Source organism: Streptomyces sp. NPDC044061 (assembly GCF_056434305.1).
This window is the reverse complement of sequence record NZ_JBWKFL010000047.1, coordinates 18,461-37,736: the sequence shown is the minus strand read 5'-3', so window position 1 is coordinate 37,736 and position 19,276 is coordinate 18,461. Positions and strand designations below refer to the sequence as shown.

At 69.5% G+C, this 19,276-nt stretch carries 17 protein-coding genes; 10 read left to right on the top strand and 7 right to left on the bottom strand.

All coding sequences use genetic code 11. The features are described 5' to 3' along the window. Positions 1–68: 68 nt before the first annotated feature. From AC07CM_RS42090 to eccE, 3 genes are all read right to left on the bottom strand, one after another. Positions 69–3,401 (bottom strand): SCO5717 family growth-regulating ATPase, encoded by a 3,333-nt coding sequence (locus AC07CM_RS42090; protein WP_478881826.1) that lies wholly within the window; start codon positions 3,399–3,401, stop codon positions 69–71. A gap of 300 nt (positions 3,402–3,701) precedes the next feature. After that, positions 3,702–4,466 carry a hypothetical protein gene (locus AC07CM_RS42085; protein ID WP_478881844.1) on the bottom strand — a complete coding sequence of 255 codons (765 nt, stop codon included), beginning with the start codon at positions 4,464–4,466 and terminating at the stop codon, positions 3,702–3,704. 14 nt (positions 4,467–4,480) lie between these two features. Next, a complete protein-coding gene (gene eccE / locus AC07CM_RS42080) occupies positions 4,481–5,818 on the bottom strand; it encodes a type VII secretion protein EccE (RefSeq protein ID WP_478881825.1) in 1,338 nt (445 codons plus the stop codon). Positions 5,819–6,014: 196 nt separating this feature from the next. On the opposite strand from eccE, the gene eccB reads away from it, so the two are divergent. The 4 genes from eccB (at position 6,015) to AC07CM_RS42060 (ending at position 9,387) form a co-directional block, all read left to right on the top strand. Beyond that, positions 6,015–7,544: a type VII secretion protein EccB gene (gene eccB, locus AC07CM_RS42075; RefSeq protein ID WP_478881824.1), complete on the top strand. Its 1,530-nt coding sequence runs from the start codon at positions 6,015–6,017 to the stop codon at positions 7,542–7,544. An 11-nt stretch (positions 7,545–7,555) separates the two neighbouring features. Further along, positions 7,556–8,797 (top strand): type VII secretion-associated serine protease mycosin, encoded by a 1,242-nt coding sequence (gene mycP, locus AC07CM_RS42070; RefSeq protein ID WP_478881823.1) that lies wholly within the window; start codon positions 7,556–7,558, stop codon positions 8,795–8,797. Beyond that, a complete protein-coding gene (locus tag AC07CM_RS42065; protein WP_478881822.1) occupies positions 8,794–9,111 on the top strand; it encodes a hypothetical protein in 318 nt (105 codons plus the stop codon). The genes mycP and AC07CM_RS42065 overlap by 4 nt, the downstream gene beginning before the upstream one ends. 72 nt (positions 9,112–9,183) lie before the next feature. After that, complete coding sequence (locus tag AC07CM_RS42060; protein WP_478881821.1) at positions 9,184–9,387, top strand: hypothetical protein; 204 nt, start codon at positions 9,184–9,186, stop codon at positions 9,385–9,387. A 50-nt stretch (positions 9,388–9,437) separates the two neighbouring features. Here the strand turns inward: AC07CM_RS42060 and AC07CM_RS42055 are convergent, their stop codons facing one another. The 4 genes from AC07CM_RS42055 to AC07CM_RS42040 all read right to left on the bottom strand — a co-directional run bounded on the left by AC07CM_RS42055 (position 9,438) and on the right by AC07CM_RS42040 (position 13,351). Beyond that, entirely contained in the window at positions 9,438–9,911 is a 474-nt protein-coding gene (locus AC07CM_RS42055; protein WP_478881820.1) for a hypothetical protein, read from the bottom strand. A 60-nt stretch (positions 9,912–9,971) separates the two neighbouring features. Beyond that, complete coding sequence (locus AC07CM_RS42050) at positions 9,972–10,544, bottom strand: hypothetical protein (protein ID WP_478881819.1); 573 nt, start codon at positions 10,542–10,544, stop codon at positions 9,972–9,974. A gap of 63 nt (positions 10,545–10,607) precedes the next feature. Next, a complete protein-coding gene (locus tag AC07CM_RS42045; protein ID WP_478881818.1) occupies positions 10,608–12,869 on the bottom strand; it encodes a hypothetical protein in 2,262 nt (753 codons plus the stop codon). Positions 12,870–12,880: 11 nt separating this feature from the next. Further along, entirely contained in the window at positions 12,881–13,351 is a 471-nt protein-coding gene (locus tag AC07CM_RS42040; RefSeq protein ID WP_478881817.1) for a hypothetical protein, read from the bottom strand. A 510-nt stretch (positions 13,352–13,861) separates the two neighbouring features. Here AC07CM_RS42040 and AC07CM_RS42035 point away from each other — a divergent pair. From AC07CM_RS42035 to AC07CM_RS42010, 6 genes are all read left to right on the top strand, one after another. Then, positions 13,862–14,308 carry a hypothetical protein gene (locus AC07CM_RS42035; protein ID WP_478881816.1) on the top strand — a complete coding sequence of 149 codons (447 nt, stop codon included), beginning with the start codon at positions 13,862–13,864 and terminating at the stop codon, positions 14,306–14,308. Beyond that, complete coding sequence (locus tag AC07CM_RS42030; protein ID WP_478881815.1) at positions 14,308–16,092, top strand: hypothetical protein; 1,785 nt, start codon at positions 14,308–14,310, stop codon at positions 16,090–16,092. The genes AC07CM_RS42035 and AC07CM_RS42030 overlap by 1 nt, the downstream gene beginning before the upstream one ends. A gap of 22 nt (positions 16,093–16,114) precedes the next feature. Continuing rightward, positions 16,115–17,392 (top strand): S8 family serine peptidase, encoded by a 1,278-nt coding sequence (locus AC07CM_RS42025; protein ID WP_478881814.1) that lies wholly within the window; start codon positions 16,115–16,117, stop codon positions 17,390–17,392. Between the two features lie 113 nt (positions 17,393–17,505). Further along, on the top strand, positions 17,506–17,847 hold the full coding sequence (locus AC07CM_RS42020; RefSeq protein ID WP_478881813.1) for a WXG100 family type VII secretion target: 342 nt from the start codon (positions 17,506–17,508) through the stop codon (positions 17,845–17,847). A gap of 38 nt (positions 17,848–17,885) precedes the next feature. Then, positions 17,886–18,188: a WXG100 family type VII secretion target gene (locus AC07CM_RS42015; protein ID WP_478881812.1), complete on the top strand. Its 303-nt coding sequence runs from the start codon at positions 17,886–17,888 to the stop codon at positions 18,186–18,188. A 190-nt stretch (positions 18,189–18,378) separates the two neighbouring features. After that, complete coding sequence (locus AC07CM_RS42010) at positions 18,379–19,266, top strand: protein kinase family protein (protein WP_478881811.1); 888 nt, start codon at positions 18,379–18,381, stop codon at positions 19,264–19,266. Positions 19,267–19,276 lie beyond the last annotated feature (10 nt).

Here is a 19,276-nt window from a genome sequence, read left to right as displayed (position 1 = left end):
ACAAGGAGCCTGTGACACACGAAGGGCGGCCGGTGCGGTGAGCACCGGCCGCCCTTCGTCGTGCCGTCCTACTGCTGGGGCGGTGCCTGCGGAGGCTGGGCCTGCGGAGGCTGCGCCTGGGGCTGCCCGGGCTGCGGATAGCCGGGCTGCGGCGGGTACGGCTGGCCGGGGGCGGCCTGCGGGTAGTGCTGGCCGGGCTGCCCCTGCTGCGGTGGGTAGGGCTGCTGTCCCGGGGCCTGCGGGTACGGCTGCTGTCCCTGCTGCGGTGGGTACGGCTGCTGTCCCTGCTGGGGCGGGTACGGCTGCTGCCCCGGAGCGGGGTACGGCTGCTGCCCCTGCTGGGGCGGGTAGGGCTGCTGTCCCGGGGCCTGCGGGTTCGGCTGGCCCGGCATCGGCGGGGCGGCCACCGGCGGCGGGTTGCCGTCGCTGGTCCACAGCCCGTGTGCCTGCTGGTGCCGCACGACGTCCTCGGCGACCATGGCGGCGAGGTTGAAGTACGCCTCCCGCACCTTCGGCCGCATCATGTCGAGGTCGACCTCGGCACCGGCGGCCAGATGCTCGTCGAACGGCACCACGATCACACCGCGGCAGCGGGTCTCGAAGTGCGACACGATGTCCTCGACCTTGATCATCTTGCCGGTCTCGCGGACCCCGGAGATGACGGTGATCGACCGCGAGACGAGATCGGCGTACCCGTGCGCGGACAGCCAGTCCAGGGTCGTACTGGCGCTGCTCGCACCGTCCACGGACGGCGTCGAGATGATGATGAGCTGGTCGGCGAGGTCGAGCACCCCGCGCATCGCGCTGTACAGCAGGCCCGTACCCGAGTCGGTGAGGATGACCGGGTACTGGCGGCCGAGCACGTCGATGGCGCGCCGGTAGTCCTCGTCGTTGAACGTGGTGGAGACGGCCGGGTCCACGTCGTTGGCGATGATCTCCAGGCCGGAGGACGCCTGGGAGGTGAACCGCCGGATGTCCATGTACGAGTTGAGGTACGGGATCGCCTGAACGAGGTCACGGATGGTGGCCCCGGTCTCCCGGCGCACGCGCCTGCCGAGCGTACCGGCGTCCGGGTTCGCGTCGATGGCGAGGATCTTGTCCTGCCGCTCGGAGGCGAGGGTGGAGCCGAGCGCGGTGGTGGTGGTCGTCTTGCCGACACCGCCCTTGAGGCTGATGACCGCGATCCGGTAGCAGGACAGCACCGGCGTGCGGATCAGCTCCAGCTTCCGCTGCCGCTCGGCCTCCTCCTTCTTGCCGCCCAGCTTGAAGCGGGACGCGGCAGCGGCGGGTCGGCCGCTCTTCGCCTTCTGCCTCTTGTTGTTGAGTAGCCGGTCCGAGGACAGTTCCACGGCCGCGGTGTAACCCAGCGGCGCGGCCCCCGGGTTGGTCGGCTGCCGCTGGTCGTGCTGGATGGGCTGCGGCCACGCGGCACCGGCCCTGGGATCGACGGCCTGCTGCGGGCCCTGCCCGGCCTCGGGGCTCTGCGGAGGCTGCCCCTCCTGCCCGGGCTGCGGGAAGCCGTAACCGCCCGGCTGGGCCGGTGGGTTGGGTGCGCCGGGCTGGGGGAAGCCGTAGCCACTGGGCGGAGTGGGCCCGTTCGTCGGCGGCTGCTGCCCGGGCTGCGGGAAGCCGTAACCACCCGGCTGGGCCGGTGGGTTGGGTGCGCCGGGCTGGGGGAAGCCGTAACCGCTCGGCGGAGTGGGGCCGTTCGGCTGTTGCTGGCCCGGTTGCTGGCCCGGCTGCCGGCCCGGCTGCGGAAAGCCGTAGCCGGACTGGGGGGCGGGCCCGGCGGGGTTCGGCTGCGGTGCCGGCGGCTGCGGGAAGCCGTAGCCGCCAGGCGGGGTGGGGGCGGGCTGCTGTGCGGGAGCCGGGGGCTGTGCGGGCGCGTGGGCACCGGGGGCTCCCGGGACGTGCTGCGGCTGGCCGGGCTGTGCGGGCGGGCCGGGCTGGTTCCAGGCGGCGGGCGCCGGCTGCGGTGCCTGCGGCTGGAACGGCGGCTGCTGTCCGGGCGCGCCGGCCCCACCCTGTGCGGCGGCCGGCTGCGGCTGACCGGGCACGGGACCCGGCTGCTGCGGCGCGGCCTGCGCGGGCCACTGGCCCGCCGGGGCGGGCGCGGCGGGCTGGTACGACGGCGGCAGCGGGGGCACGCCGGCCTGCGGGGCGGGCGGGGGAGCCCATGCGGGGGGAGCGCCCTGGGAGTTGTCGGGGGCGGCCGGGGCCGCGCTCTGCGGGGCGCCGTTCTCGGCCGTACCGTCGTGCGCGACGGCGTCCGTGGACTGCGGCGCTTCGGACTCGGCGTCACCGGCCGCGCCGTCCTGCGGCGGGGCTGCGACCGCGGCCTCGGGGACGTCGGCGCCCTCGGCCGGGCTCTCGTCCCCGGCCTCGGCGTCGACGAAGGCCGCCGCGTCGGCACCCTCGGTGTCCGAAGCTGTCTCGGAGCCCTCCTGTGCTTCGCTCCGCTCGGCGACTTCCGCTCCGGAGTCGCCCGACGAGGACGCCTCCGCCTCGGACTCGTCGCCCCGGGCACTCTCGGCACTCTCGGCGCCCATGGCGCCCGCGTCGTCCCCGTCAGTAGCTCCGGCGCCTTCGGCGGATCCGTCGCCCCCGGCACCGGCGGCCTTCTCCTCGGCGGCGGCGCGCTCGGCGATCTCGGCCATCTCGCGCTTGAGGGCGACGGCGGAGAACCGCATGGTCGCACCGCTCTCAAGGTCGCCGTTGTCCGGCTCGGGCTCGGGAACCGCCGTAGCGGCGGGAGCCGGGGCCTCCTGCCGTGACGGCTCGGCGGGCTGCGGCTGCGGCTGGTGCGGCGCCTGCCGCTGCTGAGGCGTCTGCGGCTCGAACCCCTCGGGCAGCTTCGGCACGGGAACCGGGTTGCCCGACGGCGGCGCGGGCGGAGCGAGCGGCGCCCCGGGGCCGGCAGCCGGAGCCGGTGCGGCGTACGGAGCGCCCTGGGCGGGTGCGGGCGGGGCGTACGGCGCGCCCGGCGCGGGCGCGGGAGGAGCCGGCGGGGCGTACGGGGCCCCGGGCGTCGTCGTACCGGCCGCCGGTGTCGCATGCGGCGGCGGAGCCGTACCCGCGGCGGGCGCCCCCGGGGAGAACGGGGGAAGCGGCGCGGCACCGGAACCGCCCGGACCACCCGGCGTACCGGAACCGCCCGGACCACCCGGCGTACCGGAACCGCTCGCGCCACCGGCACCACTCGCCCCACCGGGAGCGGCCGGAGCCGCACCGCCCGTGGTGCCGGAGCCCCCGGACGTCCCGGACGCGTTCTGCGTGTACCAGGCGGGCGGGGCGTAGTCGATGGTGAACTCGCCGGTGGTCTCGATGGCCGACTCCGCGTCGGGCTGGTCATCGTCGGGTGTCGCCCAGCCCCCGCGGATCCCGTCCCGATCGCTGCTCACAGTTCCTCCTGGTGTGGTCGAACACCCTCATGCCGTGCCGAGGCGACCATGTCGTGTCGTTCACGTCGTCCGTAGTCGTTCGAGGCAGTCCGATCCATCGGCCCTCCCCCTGGGACGACGACGCCTGGTCCACGGGCTCTGGCATCGCGCCCGCTCCCAGCCTAATCACCATGAGGCACACCTCGGCAGGCCCGCCCGCCCCTCGGCTCACGGCGACCGGCACAAGCCGCCGAGAAACCACGAACAATCCACGTGCGAGCAACCCGCGAACGTCGAACAAATGGGACAGGCAAGGGCAGTTCAGTCCATCCGGCGCGGTGTACCCAACAATCCGATCTCGGCGTCGGTGGGTTGGGTCATCACATACTGCCGGTCACGGTCGGTGCACCAGAGTGTGACGCCGTCGGGCAGTGTCGGCAGCGACTCCACCTCGCTCCGCGACAACCCCATCGTGCGCCCCAGTTCCCCGGCCTCGTCCGGCGAGACCCGCTGGATACCCGCGAGCCGCGCCTGCCGCAGCAGCCGCGGGGCGACCGGGCTGAGATACGGCAGCAGGGTCACCACGGACTGCCAGGGTCCCGACACCACACGCCCGCGCGGCGGCCGCATACCGCAGTCCCGCACCACCAGCACGGGCGTACCGGCCGAGGCGCCCTGCGGGGGCACCCGCCCCACCTCGTGCACGGCGAGGCCGTTCTGCCCGCCGCCCATGGCGTGCACCATCTGCATCCAGGCCTGCGGCCGGCCGGTCTCCACGGCCACCCGCGCCCCCGTGGCCGCCGTGCGCAGCGCCAGCACCTGGGCCGTCCACAGGCCCCCGATCAGCACGACGTCGTACGGCGTGGGTCGGTTGATCCCCAACACGGCCGGATGCCCCTCGGCATCCACGCCGGCCACCACGCCGTCGTCGCCGATGGGGAGGGCGAGCGCGTCCAGTTGCTGCACGGGCAGCCCGTGCCGGCCGTGCCGGGGTCCCATCAGTCCGAGCCCGTGCCGCAGCCGCTCACCCACACGCCGCAGCCCGGAAGCCGTCGACGCTCCTTGCGTGTCCGCAGCCGGCGTCATCGTCGGAACGGTCGTCACCGCGCACCTCCCAGGGGCAACGTGGCCAGCATGCCGGGCAGCTGCTCGCGGTCGAGCCGGGCGAGACCGGCCCCGGCCTGCCGTGCCGCAGCCTCCAACGCGCGCCGTGCGGCCACGAGTTCGTCGTCGCTGCGGCCGGTCACCCGCAGGTGCCCGCACAGCGACACCTCCTGCCGCTCACCGCGCGCGAGCGTGAGACTGAAGGTGGTGGCCAGCGCCGGCACGGCCGTCACCCGGGCCACGAACTGGGGCATCGACTCACCTCGGTCACCGCCCAGTTGGGGCCAGCGTCTGACCCAGTACGTCGTGTGCCGCCGGTTGTCGCAGCGCCAGCTGCGCCCGGACTCCTCCGTGCGCCGCTCCCGCGTCTCACTGCGCCCAGCCTCGGCGGTGACCAGCGGATTCGCGCAGGCCGAGGTGGCGAGCGCGGCGATCAGCTCCTCCTCGTCGAGCACACGCGCCCGGAATCCGGCCCCGGTCAGCCGGCTCGCCAGATGGTCCGCCGCCCGCACGACACACTTCTGCGCGCCGGCAGGCCCGCCCCCGCGCGCTGCCACGGCCTCGGTGCACAGCTCGGGATCGAGCTTCAGCGCGATCCAGGTGATGCGCACCGCCGGGGCGCCCGTCTGCTCCTGCAGGGGCACGTAGTTGGCGACGGCCACGGACTGCTGGGGCAGATGCAGCGCGGGTGCCGGCTGCGTGTGCAGCACGATCTGCGCCGACTCCAGCCGGATGCCGTCCACCTCGAGCGCGTCCCGCACCAGCCCGAGCGGCAACGGCTGCCGGCTGCGCTCGGCCCGCAGCGCGGTCGCGTCGGCCTCCACCTGGAGCACGGCGGTGACGAAGGTGCCGTCCCCGACGATGCCGACCGGCCGCCGGTCGCGCGCCCCGTAGGAGTAGGTCCGCAGAGCGGGCTCGCACTCGAGAGCGGGCACCAGAGCCGGCTCCGTGCCGGGCGGTATCGGGGTGTTCTCGGCCCGCTTCCGGCGGGCCCGCAACTCCCGTGCGGTGCCCAGCCATTCGGGCAGGGATCGGCCCCGCCGCCGTACGAACGCCAGCAGCACCAGCGCCACGGCGGCCACCGCGGCCGGCACCATGGCCATCATCCCGATCGCCCAGCCGACGACCAGCACCGCCGCCGCCAGCTCGACCAGCACCAGCCGTTGCAAACGGAACGAACCGGCCTGGCCCGGCCGGGGCCGCAGCCCGAGCGTGACCGACTGCCGCGCCGCGCCGCGCTGAACGGAGGCGCCGCGCGCCGACGCCGCCGACCCGGCCGCACGGCCGCGCGCCGCCGACCGGCCGCGCGCTCGCGTCCGCGTTCCGGAAGCCATCACTCCATCCCCCCGATTTGCTCACAACTCGCTGGAACCAGGCCACTGAACAAGGCCCTTGAGGGCCCAGGTACCCTACCCGCTCCACGAGACCCGCTCCGTACCAGGCATAGTAGGGGCCGGGTCCGACAACGGAGGGCGGGGGAGCTGTTCCCCGGGCGCGCTCCGCGTGAGACACGGGGAGAAACGGGCACAGATGGCATCTCGGCGGGATCAACTCAACGCCTACACCTTCGCGAAGCGACGCATGCTCGCGTCGTTCGTGCAGTCGTCACCGGATGCCTCCGACGAGGGGGCACCGCGGCCGTTGCGCGCCGTCCTGCCCGGCGCGATCGTCGGCGTGGTCGTCCTGGCCGCGTTCGGCGCCTGGGGCATGTTCAAGCCGACGGCCCCGCAGGGCTGGGACACACCGGCGACGAAGGTGATCATCGCCAGCAAGTCCACGACCCGGTACGTGGTGCTGAAGACGAACGGCAAGGCCGAGCTGCACCCGGTCCTCAACATGGCCTCGGCCAAGCTCGTCCTCAACGGACAGAGCGATGTAGACGTCGTCACCGTCGACGAGTCGATCCTCGACAACGGCAAGATCCCGCACGGCGTCACCATCGGCATCCCCTACGCCCCCGACCGGCTGCCGTCCGCCTCGGAGGCGGGCGCGGACCACACATGGGCCGTCTGCGAACGCCCGAGCGGCAGCGGCAGCTCCATCCAGAAGGCCGCGTTCGTCCTGGCCGAGCGTGACCGGAAGAAGACCGAGAAGGCCGGTCAGAAGCTGCACGGCGGTGAACTTCTCTACGTCACCACCGCGACGGACAAGAAGCAGTACGTGGTCGACGCACAGGGCACGGCGTACCCGGTGGACGCGTCCGACAGCCACCTGGTGGAGACCCTCGTGGGCTCGGAACGCAAGCCGCAGCAGGTGACCAGTCAGTGGATCGACACGCTGCACCCGGGGGACCCGATCAAGTTCCCGGCGATCGACGGGGTCCCGAACGCCGCCGCGAACGCACCGGGTGAGCTGGGCGAGGCCAACCGCGTCGGCATGGTCCTCCGGGCACCGGTCAACGGCCAGGAGCAGTACTTCGTGGTCCTGCCCGGCCGGGTCGCCCCCGTGTCCGACTTCGTCGCCCAGCTCCTGCTGGCCGACACGAACCTCGTGAAGGTCGGCCAGGCCGGGCACTTCCGGGAGGTCAGCGCGGGCGCCATCAGCCGTGGCAAGCCGTTCGCCTCCCAGTACAACTGGCCGACCGAGGAACCCAGCGCGGTCAACGACGCCTCCACCGCCACCGGCAGCAGGAACACGGTCTGCAACGTCCTGCACCACGTGGACCCCGGCAACGGAGACACCACACTGACCACGTGGGCCGGCAAGGACTTCCCCGCCGAGCTGGCCACCGACTCGTCCAGTGCGTACGTCACCCCGGGCTCCGGTCAGCTCTACCGGCAGTTCCAGGGCAGGGAGACCAAGGTGGGCTCGGTCTTCCTGGTCACCGACACCGGACTGCGGTACGCCCTGCAGTCCAACGCCGACAGCGCCAGCGAGAACGAGGGCATCGGCATGACCGCCAAGCAGCGCAAGCAGCTGCAGACGGAGGCCAAGCTGGCGCAGACCCGCCTCGGCTACGCCGACGTGAGGACGACCCCCATCCCCGCCCCCTGGTCGAAGTTCCTGCCGACGGGGCCGCGGCTGTCGACGGCGGGCGCGAGCCAGCCGCAGGGTTCGTGAGGGGTACGCCGATGCGTTCCACACTGCGCACCCGTACGAGCCTGGCGTCGGCGCTCGCCGTCACCGCATGCCTGCTGGCGGCTCCCGTGGCCGCGGCGGACTCGGTCACCGACCAGTGCACCTTCTCCAAGAAGAACCACAAGTACACCGGCACGCCGTGGTCGTTGCAGCGCGTCAACCTCGACGAACTGTGGACCCAGACGAAGGGCAAGGGCGTGAAGGTGGCCGTGATCGACACGGGCGTCGACACGGCCAACCCGCAGCTGACCCAGGCGGTCGACGCCTCCAAGGGCGCCAACTACCTGCCCACGAAAGACGGCAAGGGCCAGAAGATCGACGTAGGAAAGAAGGACGGCACGACCGACACGGTCGGCCACGGCACCCGCGTCGCCGGCATCATCGCGGCCCGCCCCATGAAGGGCACCGGCTTCGTCGGCCTCGCTCCCGAGGCCACGATCATCCCGATCAAGCAGAACGACGCCGAGGGCCACGGCACGTCGGGGACCCTCGCCACGGCGATCAACCACGCCATCGCGGCCGGGGCCCAGGTCATCAACATCTCCCAGGACACGACGAACGCCGTGGCACCGGGCGGCGCCCTGCAGAACGCGGTCGACGAGGCGCTGAAGCGCAAGATCGTCGTGGTCGCCTCGGCGGGCAACGACGGCATCGACGGCAACTCCAAGCGGACGTACCCCGCTTCCTACCCGGGCGTCCTCGCCGTCGCCGCTTCCGACCGCAACAACGAGAAGGCGGCCTTCTCCCAGGCCGGGGACTGGGTGGGCGTCGCCGCACCGGGCGTCGACATGATCTCGACGGTGCCCAAGGGCGGCCACTGCTCCGACAACGGCACGAGCTTCTCCGCACCGTACGTGGCCGGCGTGGCCGCGCTGATCAAGGCCAAGCACCCCCAGTGGACGGCTCAGGAGGTGGCCGCCCAGATCGAGCAGACGGCGGAACGCTCCATCAACGGCCACGACCGCCTGGTCGGCTGGGGCGTGGTGGACCCGGTCCGCGCCCTGACGGAGGACGACCACCCGATCGAGACCCCCCACCCCGACGCCGGCCTCACCCATGTGGAGGCACCGACCCCGGCCAAACTCACGCTCGGCGAAACTCCCGAGGAGCACATCGCCCGCCTGGCCACCTATGTAGCCGTCGGCGTGGCCGTGCTGGCAGGCGGGTTGGGCGGGGGAGCGGTGGCGCTGCGGGACGCGCGAAGGAGACGGCGCGGGCTGGTGGGGCGGCCGTGACGTCGGCGGCGGTGGTGCTGTTCCTGCTGTCCGCTGTGCTGATCGCGATGGCCTGCGTCAGGGCGGACCGTGTGCGTGTCTGGCGGGAGTCCCTCAACCCCTCGGCCTCCGAGGTCCCGGACTCCGCGTTCACCGTGGCCCGGGTGACGCTGCTCGTGATGGCCGCGTTCGGCGTCTTCTACGGCTGTCAGAGCCTGGCCATGGCCGACGACGCGAAGTGGAGTGACGGCGAACTCGGCAGTGCGGTGAGAGTGGCCACCGAGGAGCTGGACGGCGGCTCGCCTACAGTCCCTTCGAGCACGATTCACTGCTGAACGACGACTACGCGATGACGATCGACGAAGAGATCGCCGAACACGCCGGCTCCCACGCCCCCCCGCTACGCGGTGGACGTCACCCCCACCGGCCCGCAGAACCCGAACGAGGCGCACTACGCCGTCACAGCCGACGGAACGAACGCGATCTTCTGCATCCACGTCAAGGTCGGCCGCGACAGAGCGGGCGACTACGAGGCACCGGGGATCGGCGGCAGATCGGCGACGCAACGGAAGTACGTCTTCAGGGTGACGACCCGGCCGGGCGACTGCTGAGGGGATCACCCCGTACTGAGGCACGCCGAGGGAGTCCTGCCGTCCTGAACCTACTCGGCCCGTTCGGCGAAAAGGGTGGCGCACTTGGTCAGGAACGACTGCGCCACCTGGACCTGAGGACCCGCCTCGACCAAGGTCAGCATGATGACGCTGCCGACGCGGACCTGCGTCATCAGGCCCTTCGAGTGCGGCGCCCCTGAAGCGCCCAAACCGGCCAGGGCATCGCGCTGCTCACCAAGCTCCCCGATATTCACGGGCCGCGGCGTCGGCACCAGCGCCTTCCAGGCCTCCCAGACCTTCGTGTACGCCGACTTGGCGGTGGCCGAGTCCTGGTACGTCTGGACGATGAAGGAAACCTCGGGCTTACCCTTCCGGTGGAAGTCCGACGCCCCGGTGAAGCGCACGTGCGCACAGGAATCCCGCGCTTCCCCGTAACAGCGGGCCACACCGACCGCCTCCGCCTTCTTCAAGGAGTAGGCGACCGGCTCCACCACGACCTCCCAGCCGGCCAGGGCGGGAAGCACTGCCCGATGCAGGTGTCCAGTGTGGTCCTACGAGAGTTCACCGACCTACTCAACAAGTCGTCAGCCAACCTGCGGGCTTCCGTTCGGGAGGCCGTCCGCGCCGTCACAGGTCCACAGTTTCTGGGCCGCGAGTCGGAGGGTGTCCGATGCGAGCGAGGCCGTTTTCTGGATCACCTCGCGGTCCGTCGTCTTCTGGTACGTGACATCGACCTCCACCAGCGCGCTGGTTTTGGCCTGTCCGGCAGAGCAGCCGACGAACAGGTAAGTGGTGTCTCCCTTGTGGAAACCCTTGGCCTCGCCGAGCGCGATCGGAGTGGCGCCTGCGGCACTCGCGTCGCCGACTACCTCCTTCATGGTGTAGTCGGCCCCGACGTAAAGGCTGTGCTTGATGGTTACCGACTGACCCCCGCCGTACACTTTGCACGTTCCGGGCTTCTTCTGGCCGTCTCCACCCTCCGGGTTGAAGGTGCCGGTGTGCCATTCCGTGAACGGCTTGCCCTTCTTCGGCAGGAGCATTTCCACATCCGCTCCCGGAAGAGAGCTGTCGCACACACGGTTCGGCACCGCGACGGAGGGCTCATCGGATGGCCACATCTGCCAGGCCACGACTCCGGCGACAGCGAGCAACGCCACGACGGCCAGAGTGATCCACGTCGTGAATCTCCGGCTACGCTTTTCACTCGCATTCACGATCTGCTACTTCCCTGCTCTCTGGCGTCCCAGCCCGTAGGAATCCTCGATCTCGCGCTTGGCGGCCAAGGCCTGACTCTGCGCATTGGTCTCGTCGTAGCCGGCTTCCTTGGCCGCGGTGTACGTGGCGTCGTAGATCGACTGTGCCGAGCTGGCCCGCTGCTGCTCCAGGAAGATATCCCGGTCTTTCAGGGCTTCGGGGCTGGAATCCCTGGTGAAGTTCTCCACAACCGATTCCTGGATGTCCTCCACCACCCAACCGGCGACCTCGCCACCCACTGGGATCTTGCCGATACCCATGCCGATGATGCGACCGGCCCACTTGTCGGCCGTGGCGACACCCTCGTTGAATTCCGCATCCTCGGCGATCTTCTCGTCGACAACCGCCTGTGTGCGCGACTCCGCCATGATGCCGGCGATCTCGCCGCCAGGAGCGATCCGGTTGGCGACCTCCGGAGCCAGCTCCTTGTACTTGTCCGCGTTGTGGAATGCGTCGTTGACGAGGTCCGTGGTCACCGACTCCTGGGAAGTGACGATGGCCCCGTAGGCGTCGGGATCCTTCCCGACCGCGCTCAGGAAGTTCTTCAGCACACCCGGCGAAAGTCCCTCGGGATTCTTGCTGACGTCGAAGTTCCCGAGGTGCGCGCTGACCCCGTGTGTTCCCACGACGGTTCCGTCGTCCCCCATGAAGGCCCCCTGCACATCCCGCATGTAGTCGGCGGTGATGTTCCCAAGGCTGTCCCTTAGGGGTGAATCATCCAGGTCGTCGGGATTGGCCCCGTAGCGTTCGACGAGCTGGTGGAAGATGTCGGCTCCCTCCTTGGAGTGCGGTGGGGACACGGCGTCGCTGCCATAGGGCAGGCCCGTGGTCGCCGCTTCCAGGGCATGACCGAGGGCGTCACGGCCGTAGCCCATGATCTCCTTGGCCTTGTCCTCGTCGGCAAGCACGTTGGCGCTGTTCGTATCCGCCGTCCACTCGAAGTCCTTGTCGGTGAGCAGGTCGAGATACGAGTCGAAGCCCAGTTTGCCGTCCTTCTTGAGCGTGCCGTCCTCGTTGTACGCGGTCGGCGGCTGGCTGAAGAACTTCTCTGCGGCTTCGGGGCTGTGCCCCAGAGCTTCCAGGACGCTGTTGAGCGGTTCGTTGCCGGAGCCGAGCTTGCCGGAGGGATTGAAGCCGTAAGCGTCGGAACTCCCGGTCGGCTTGTTCGACAGGAAGAAGTACGGGTCCTTCTTGTGGAGTTGGGTGATGTGCTCCGCGATGGGGTTGATGAACCGTGGGTCGTAGTTGCCGTACCGCAGCAGTCCGCCGAGCACCTGGTAGCCGTACGGCTTGTTCCACTGCCCCTTCTCCCAGCCGATCTGCTGCGTGCCGAGGCGCCGGAAGTCCGCGCCCCACTGGTCGGGCAGATGGTGCGCGTGGTCCGGGTCGGTGGCGTTGGCGAGCGTGTACCCCATGACCTTCTGGAGGTCCCGTACTTCGTCGAGCCGGGTCTTGGTCGCGTCGGCATCGGTGCCGTCGATCGACATCTCGGCGTAGAACTGCAGCGTCTTCTCCGGGCCGCCGAGCCCCTGGCAGAACTCGGTGGCGAACTCGCCGTCCTTCTCGGCGGAGTTGAAGCGCAAGAGCTCGTTGAGCTCACGCAGTTCCGCGTCGGACATCTTCTTGCCCTTGTGCGCCAGCTCCACGGCGCGCTCGACCTCGGCGTCGTTCAGGGACTCGTACTTGGCGTGGCCCGCGTTGTGGCGGTCGTTCCCATGGCTCTTCGCCAACGCCCGCGCGACCGACGCGTCGATCTCGGCGGCATGGGCCAGGATCCGGTTGATCCGGTCCTCCAGCTCCTGCTTGCCGTCGAGCTGTTCCTGCGTGCGCTCGTCGGTGTCACCGCGGACATGGGGAAAGAAGCAGCGCACCCTGCCCTCGCCGATGTCCTCGACGCGGATGCCCTGCTTCGGGGCGTCGTCCTGGACCGCCGTCTTCATCTGGTTCTGCAGCGAGAGGAGTTCGGTGTGCCCGTCGTCGAGGACCTGGTAGATGCTGTTCGCCTCGGTGTGCAGGTCCGAGATCTCCTTGGCCGTCTTCGTGACGAACTCCCGGGTCACCGTCGCGTTCACACCGGCCCACCGGGCGGAGTCCGACTTGGCCTGCATCCCCGTACGGGCGCTCTCCGCCGATTTCTTGAGACCGTCGACGGCCTTCTTCCAGTCCGACACGGCGGTGGCCAGCTTGCCGAGGTCGACCTCGATGAGGTCCGTGAAGGTGAGAGCCATCAGAACCTCTCCTACTTGAAGTACTCGTTGAGCTGCGACACGGACACGGTTGAGCCGTCACTCCCACGGAGCACGGCACCGATCTTGGCGTCGTCCTCAGCGTGCCGCTTCTGGGTGTAGTCCAGGTGGTCGGAGATGTGTGCACAGGCCTGCAGTACGGACTTCACCTGCGAGGACCACACCTCGACGGTGGTCGCAAGGGCGCCGCCCGTCTGGAACCCGTGCGACTTCAGAGTCGTCGCGGCCTGCGTCGTCGCCCCGCCGCCCGCACCGGCGGCGATGTCGGCCTGGCTCTTGACGTCGTTGTACAGGAGGTTGGCCTCATGTCCGACGACACCCAGGTCGTCCTGGTTGACCACCAGGTCCCCGGCTCCGCCCGTGCTTCCGCCCCCGCCGTCCGCCGGCAGCTGATTGAGGCGCATATGGGTTGATTGCTGCTCGGCTGCGTGCGCCTTGAGTTGCTCCCACTCGTCCCATGCCATGGAAGGACCCTTCCCCCGTGTGGATGCTCCGCTGCCGGGTCAAGTTAGCAACCCACGCCGAGAAAAATCTGCCTCATGCCTTTGATGTGCGACTTGCCGGTCGTGAAGGTTCGGGGCAGACGGACCTGTGCGGCGGCTCCGCAGGGCCGTACGGGGCCCGGAGCCACTCCCCGGCCGAACTGCCCGGGCAACCCGCCCACCGCTTCCTCAGGGTGAGGTTTTGTAGTTGCAAAGTTCACGTCAGGACGGCATCGGGCGTCCGGCCATCCAGGGGGATGTGAATCTTCTGCGCAGATGTCTGAATGCTTCTGTCTTTATTGACCGCCATGTCGGTCTTGTGTGACCCGGAGATGGTCACTTCGGGACACCATTGCAACTGGACTGTCGCAGAGTTCAGTTGGCCGCGATTTACACAGTGACTACAGTGGTTGGCGATGGATCCGGGGGAGCGGAGGCCGCTACCCCGGTCTGTTGAGGGCTGTACCAACGGGGAACGGGGAAGGGGTCACGGTGAGTGACGGCGGCGGCGCGGATCTGAGGCGCGGTCTCGGGGCTCTGAAGCTCTTCCAGAAGCGCGTCAAGGACGCATTGTCGACCTTTGAGGACTCGCCGGGTGCTTCGACCAGCATCGGCCAGCACGCCATCGGTCGACCATCGTTCAGCGGCACGAATGCTGCCTTCAGCGAGGCCGGTGAGCTGCACAATCAGTACGAGCGCGTGCATCAACGCCTCACGCATCTGTCGAACTCTCTCAGCCTGCACATCGAGGCACTGAGGCTCGCGGTGCACGCTGCGGACATCGGCTACGACAACGTCGACGAAGACGTGCGACAGCGTTTCTGGGCCATTCAGGCACGCATCAACCAGGAGCACCGGCAAGCGGCTGCACGCGAGCGCACGGACAAGCCGGATCCGAAGCACAGCAGTACCGACGAGTCGGCTGGGGACGAATACTGATGAGCGACGGCAAGTGGCAGCAGCAGCCTCAGTACAAGCCTGGCGTGGAGCAGGCAGGCCAGCAGAACGGCGTCGTAGATGTCGTGGAGACCGTGCTCGGCGCCATGCCCTTCGGCGGCATGCAGGTCAACGTCTTCGGTTCGACCAACTTCGAGGATGCCGATCTCAACGAGATGATCGACCTCGTCGAGCACGCCCGGCCTGAGCAACTGGAGGTCGCGAGCAAGGCGCTGTGGGACGCTCACGAGGCCATCTTCAACGCCGCCAAGGAGCTGAGGGCTCAGATCGCCAAGGTCGACTGGAAGGGTGACGCCGCCACTCATTTTGAGACGTGGGGCAAAGGTCTGGCCGACTGGAGCGACACCTTGGCGGTGTTCGCCAACCACGCCGCCACACAGATCTCCGCAGCGGGTATGGGCCTGGCCACGGTAGGCAAGTCGATGCCGCCCCGCGACACTCGCCCCGCGGAAGAGCGGCACCGACCCGACAAGTTGCCCAAGACCAAGCAGGTCGACAGTAACCCGGACTACGTGCTCGCCAAGAAGGTCGAGAGGGACCGGCAAGAGGCCATCAACCAGATGAACAAGTTGGCTTCTTACTACGCTGTGTCCGCTGGCCACCTTCAGAAGGAGGATGGGCCGGAGCCGTTCAAGGCGATGCCGCCGGTGGGCATGCCAAAGCCGACTGTGACTGGTAGCGACGACAGGAGCGCGGGGACGCAGGAGTACGGTTCAACGCACTCGGCTTCCGTCCACAGCGGTGCCGTAGGGCATCACGCGCAGACGGCGCCGACAGATGTGCACCATGCCACCCACGGTTCTCTCCCCAAGGAGGTGCACCAGCCGGTGACAGATCCCGGCCACCCGGTCGGCACGGAGATCAACACTGTCGGCACACTGCCTCCTGCGCCTACGACGGCGCCGCATGAAACGCCCACGCCCACTCTTCCGACGGCTGGTAGCAGCGGAGGTCACACGCCTCCGCTGGTCACCGGCCCCGTGGCTCCTCCGCTCGCCCCGGCCGCCGGACGTGCCACGGGCTATGGTCCAACCAGTCGGCTGCCGATTTCTGCGCAGGGGCGTACCGGTCCTTCCGGTGCCGCACGCGGACGAGTGCCGCAACAGCCCGAGGGCCAGGCGGGGCGCACCGCCACCGGTGGCCGTGTTCCGCAAGGGCCCACGGGGCAGGCTGCTCGTGCCATGGGCCGCACGACTCCGGCCGGTCAGTCGGCTGTGCGCGGGTCCACTCAGCAGGCCGGACGCTCCCCCATGGGCCGCGGCATCACCGGCGGAACGCCGAGGACGTCCAACACGACCGGCGGGCGCACCGGAACCACCGGCCCCACCGGTGCGGCCCGCAACGGAGTCATGGGCGGCAAGCCTGTCACGGGCCGCTCGCCGGGAGCCACGTCCAGTGCGCGTGTTCCGCGCGGTACGGTCGTCGGCGCCGAAGAGCCGGTCTCCTCCACGCAGCCAAAGGGGGCTCTCGGACAGCGAGGGGTTGTCGGAGCGCCTACGGCCAAGACGGAACCAGGTGCAAGCCAGTCGGTGCTGCGTTCGGCGAGTAACCCGGAGGGTGCGATCGGCGCGCCGCGGAATGCCGCTGGTTCGAAGCTCGCAGGCTCCGAGACCGGCGGCCGCGACGCGGGCCTCGGCCGAGGTGCGGTAGGAAACCGCAAGAGCCAGAACGGTGAGACGGGCAGCGCCGGAGCACCTGCTGAGAAGCGACAGCACCGCCCGCAGCAGAAGCAGCGGCGTGATGATGTGCCACAGAAGAGCGACTGAACGAGCGAGGATGTACGCGGGCATGAAGCCAGGGACCAGCCGACGTGGCACCAGTGCAATGCACCTGACGGGTCACAGTGCGAGACGCCTGTCTGTTGTCGGCTCCGCGCTGGGCGCGCTGACCATCGTGTGTGCGTCACTGGCCCCCGGTGCCGTGGCCGTGGACATTCGGTCGAAGCAGTGGTACCTGGGCGCGATGAAGGCCGATGGCATGTGGAAGACGAGCACTGGTAAGGGAGTGAAGGTCGCCGTCATCGACACCGGCGTCAATCCGGCCACTGCCTCCCTCAAAGGGCAGGTGCTCGACGGTGAGGTGGCCAAGTCTGTCTCCTACCACGTGACCAAGGATTTCAACGGGCACGGAACGACGATGGCCGAGTTGATCGCGGGCACCGGAGCCGGTGGAGGCATCAAGGGGCTTGCGCCGGGCGCGAAGATCATCCCGTATCGCGTGCAACTCGACTCGCTCAAGGACAAGGCGGAAAAGGCCAAGACGGCCACTCTCGCTGCGAACATCCGGGCTGCCGCAGACAGTGACGCGAAGATCATCAACATGTCCATCGGTGGCCCCCTGTACGATCCGGAGGAAGAAGAGGCCGTCAAATATGCGGCTTCCAAGGGGAAACTGTTGTTCGCTTCGGTCGGTAACGAGGCCCAGACTAAGAAGAACCAAGTCGAATATCCGGCTTTCTACCCTTACGTCAACGGTGTCTCCGCATCCGACCAGTCCGGCACCGTAGCCAAGTTCTCGGAGCACGGCACCTATGTGGACTTCGCAGCCCCTGGCATCGACGTTCCGACCTGGTGCGACAACACCTTCACCGAGTACTGCAACGGCAAGGGAACCAGCCCTGCCACCGCCATCGCCTCCGCCTCTGCCGCCCTAGTCTGGTCCGCGCACCCTGATTGGACGGCCAACCAGGTGCTCCGGGCCCTTATCGACTCCGCCGGTCGCAAATGGCCGAAGGACAAGCCGAGTATTTACCTCGGCTATGGCCTCATGCGTCCGCGCAAGGTGCTCGACGACGCCAGCTTCAACCCCGGGCCGGCCAACGTAGACCCCCTTGCCGCCGAGAACACCGCGGGTGACGACTCCTCGGCCACCCCCGCCCCCTCGGCCAAGACCCCGTCCACCAAGCCGGCCAAGGAGGCAAACTCCTCCAGCGGCCCCACCTCCGCCGCCAAGGACTCCAGCTCCAGCAGCAGCACCCAGACCTGGGTGATCATCGGCGCCGCGGCAGCCGTACTCATCATCGGAGGCGCCGGTTTCGCCGTGTTGCGGGCGCGCCGCAACGCCTGAGTGCTCTCCCGAATACCTGCTCCTCGCCGAGTGAGCAGAAGCCCGCTTTGCCTTCGGCGCTGACGCCAGAAATCAGCTCAGGGCAAGGTCAGTTCACAACGAAAGGCATCGCAATGGCGACAGGGCGTCAGAAGGTAAGTGACAAGGACATCATCGTCCTCGAAAAGGAGCTGCTGCACCGCTTCGAGGGCATCAAGGGCCAGCTGAAGGACCTGCAGAGCATCATCGACAGCCTCGAGGGCCACTGGAAGGGCATCGGTGCCGGCGCCTTCAACGCCAAGCAGACCGAGATCAACGAGCGCATGGTCCGCATCGGCAACATCCTCGCCAAGTTCATCGAGGGCATGAGCAGCACCCGGAAGATCAAGGACAGCACCGAAGACGAGGTCCGCGCCCAGGTTCAGGGAATCGACGTGGACTTCGGCGGCTCGCACTCCGCACTGTCCAGCTACTGATCCCGGCCAGGCCACAACTTCTCAGCTACGGAGTAATCATGGGCGCCAACAACCTCGGCGAACTCGAAGTCTCGTACCACAACCTCGACCACACCGCCACGCAGCTCGCCAACCACGCCAAGCGGCTCGAGGAGAGCCTCGAGGCCATCAAGCACAAGGTCGCCGCCGTCGCCAGCATGTGGGAGGGCGAGGCCCACACCGCGTACACCGAGCAGCAGACCGCCTGGGACCGTGAGGCTCAGGGCATCCACGAGGCCCTGATGGCGATCGGCCGGGCCGTCCACGCGGCCGGCGGTGACTACCAGGGTGGCGACAAGAAGGCCGCCAGCTACTTCATGTAAGGCTCGCACACAGAGCTGACCGGCACGTCAAGCGCGGGGTGGGCACGCACGGGAGGTGCCCACCCCCGTGTCATGCCCGGAGCCGACACAGAAGACCGACGAAACAGGACAGGGAATCGTGCACGCCACGGGCGGCGCCACAGGTGTGGCGGGTACCGAAGGGCAGGACCGGGCCGGCAGATTCCGGCACGTGGGCCCGTACACACTCATCACCGCTTTGGACGATTCCCGGACCAAGGCCCCCGTGCCCGAGCGGCGGTACATCGCCCGCAGCGCCGACGGTCGGCACACCGTCCTGCTGTCCCTGCCACAGCCGAGTGGCGCCCCCCAGCGTTTCCTGGCCGAAGCAGACGCCTCCCGCTACCTCCTCGGCCCCTGCGCCGCCCCGGCCACAGCCCTCGCCGGTCCCGGCGAGCCGGCCTGGTACTCGAGCCCGTACCTGCCCGTCCTTCCGCTGCCGACCGTCCTCGCCGTACACGGCGGCCCGCTGCCCGAACGGACCGTACGCGCACTGGGTGTGGCCCTCGCCGAGACCTTGACCATCGTGCACGGGCAGGGCCTGACGTTCGCCGGCGTGTCACCCGCGGCCGTCCTTCTCGCCGCCGACGCGCCTCGCCTGTCCTGCTTCGGCGCGGTGCGCACGGCCGCACCGGACGGTACGCCCCGTTCCGGGCTGCCGGGACTGGAAGCGGGCAGCCTCCCCCCGGAACAGGCCTCCGGCGGACGCCCGCGGCCCCTCGGCGACGTGTACGCCCTCGGAGCGACGCTCGCCTACGCCGCGACCGGTCACACGACTCCGGAGCGCGACGAGATCCCGGCCTCCTTCCGCACGGTCGTCGCCCGGTGCCTTTCCCGTGATCCGGGCAATCGGCCTCAACTCGCGGAGCTGATCGACTCCTTGGCAGGGGACCCGGCCCGCGCCGACACCGGCACGGAAGCCCGCTCCACAGCCCTGCTCGAGCCGGGCTGGCTGCCTGGACGCGTGATCGCCGCCCTCGCCCACCAGTCGGCGGCCGTCCTCGCGGCGGAGACCCCTGCCGAGCCCGCACCCGCTCACCCTTCTCCCAGCCGGAACTGACAACGGCCCC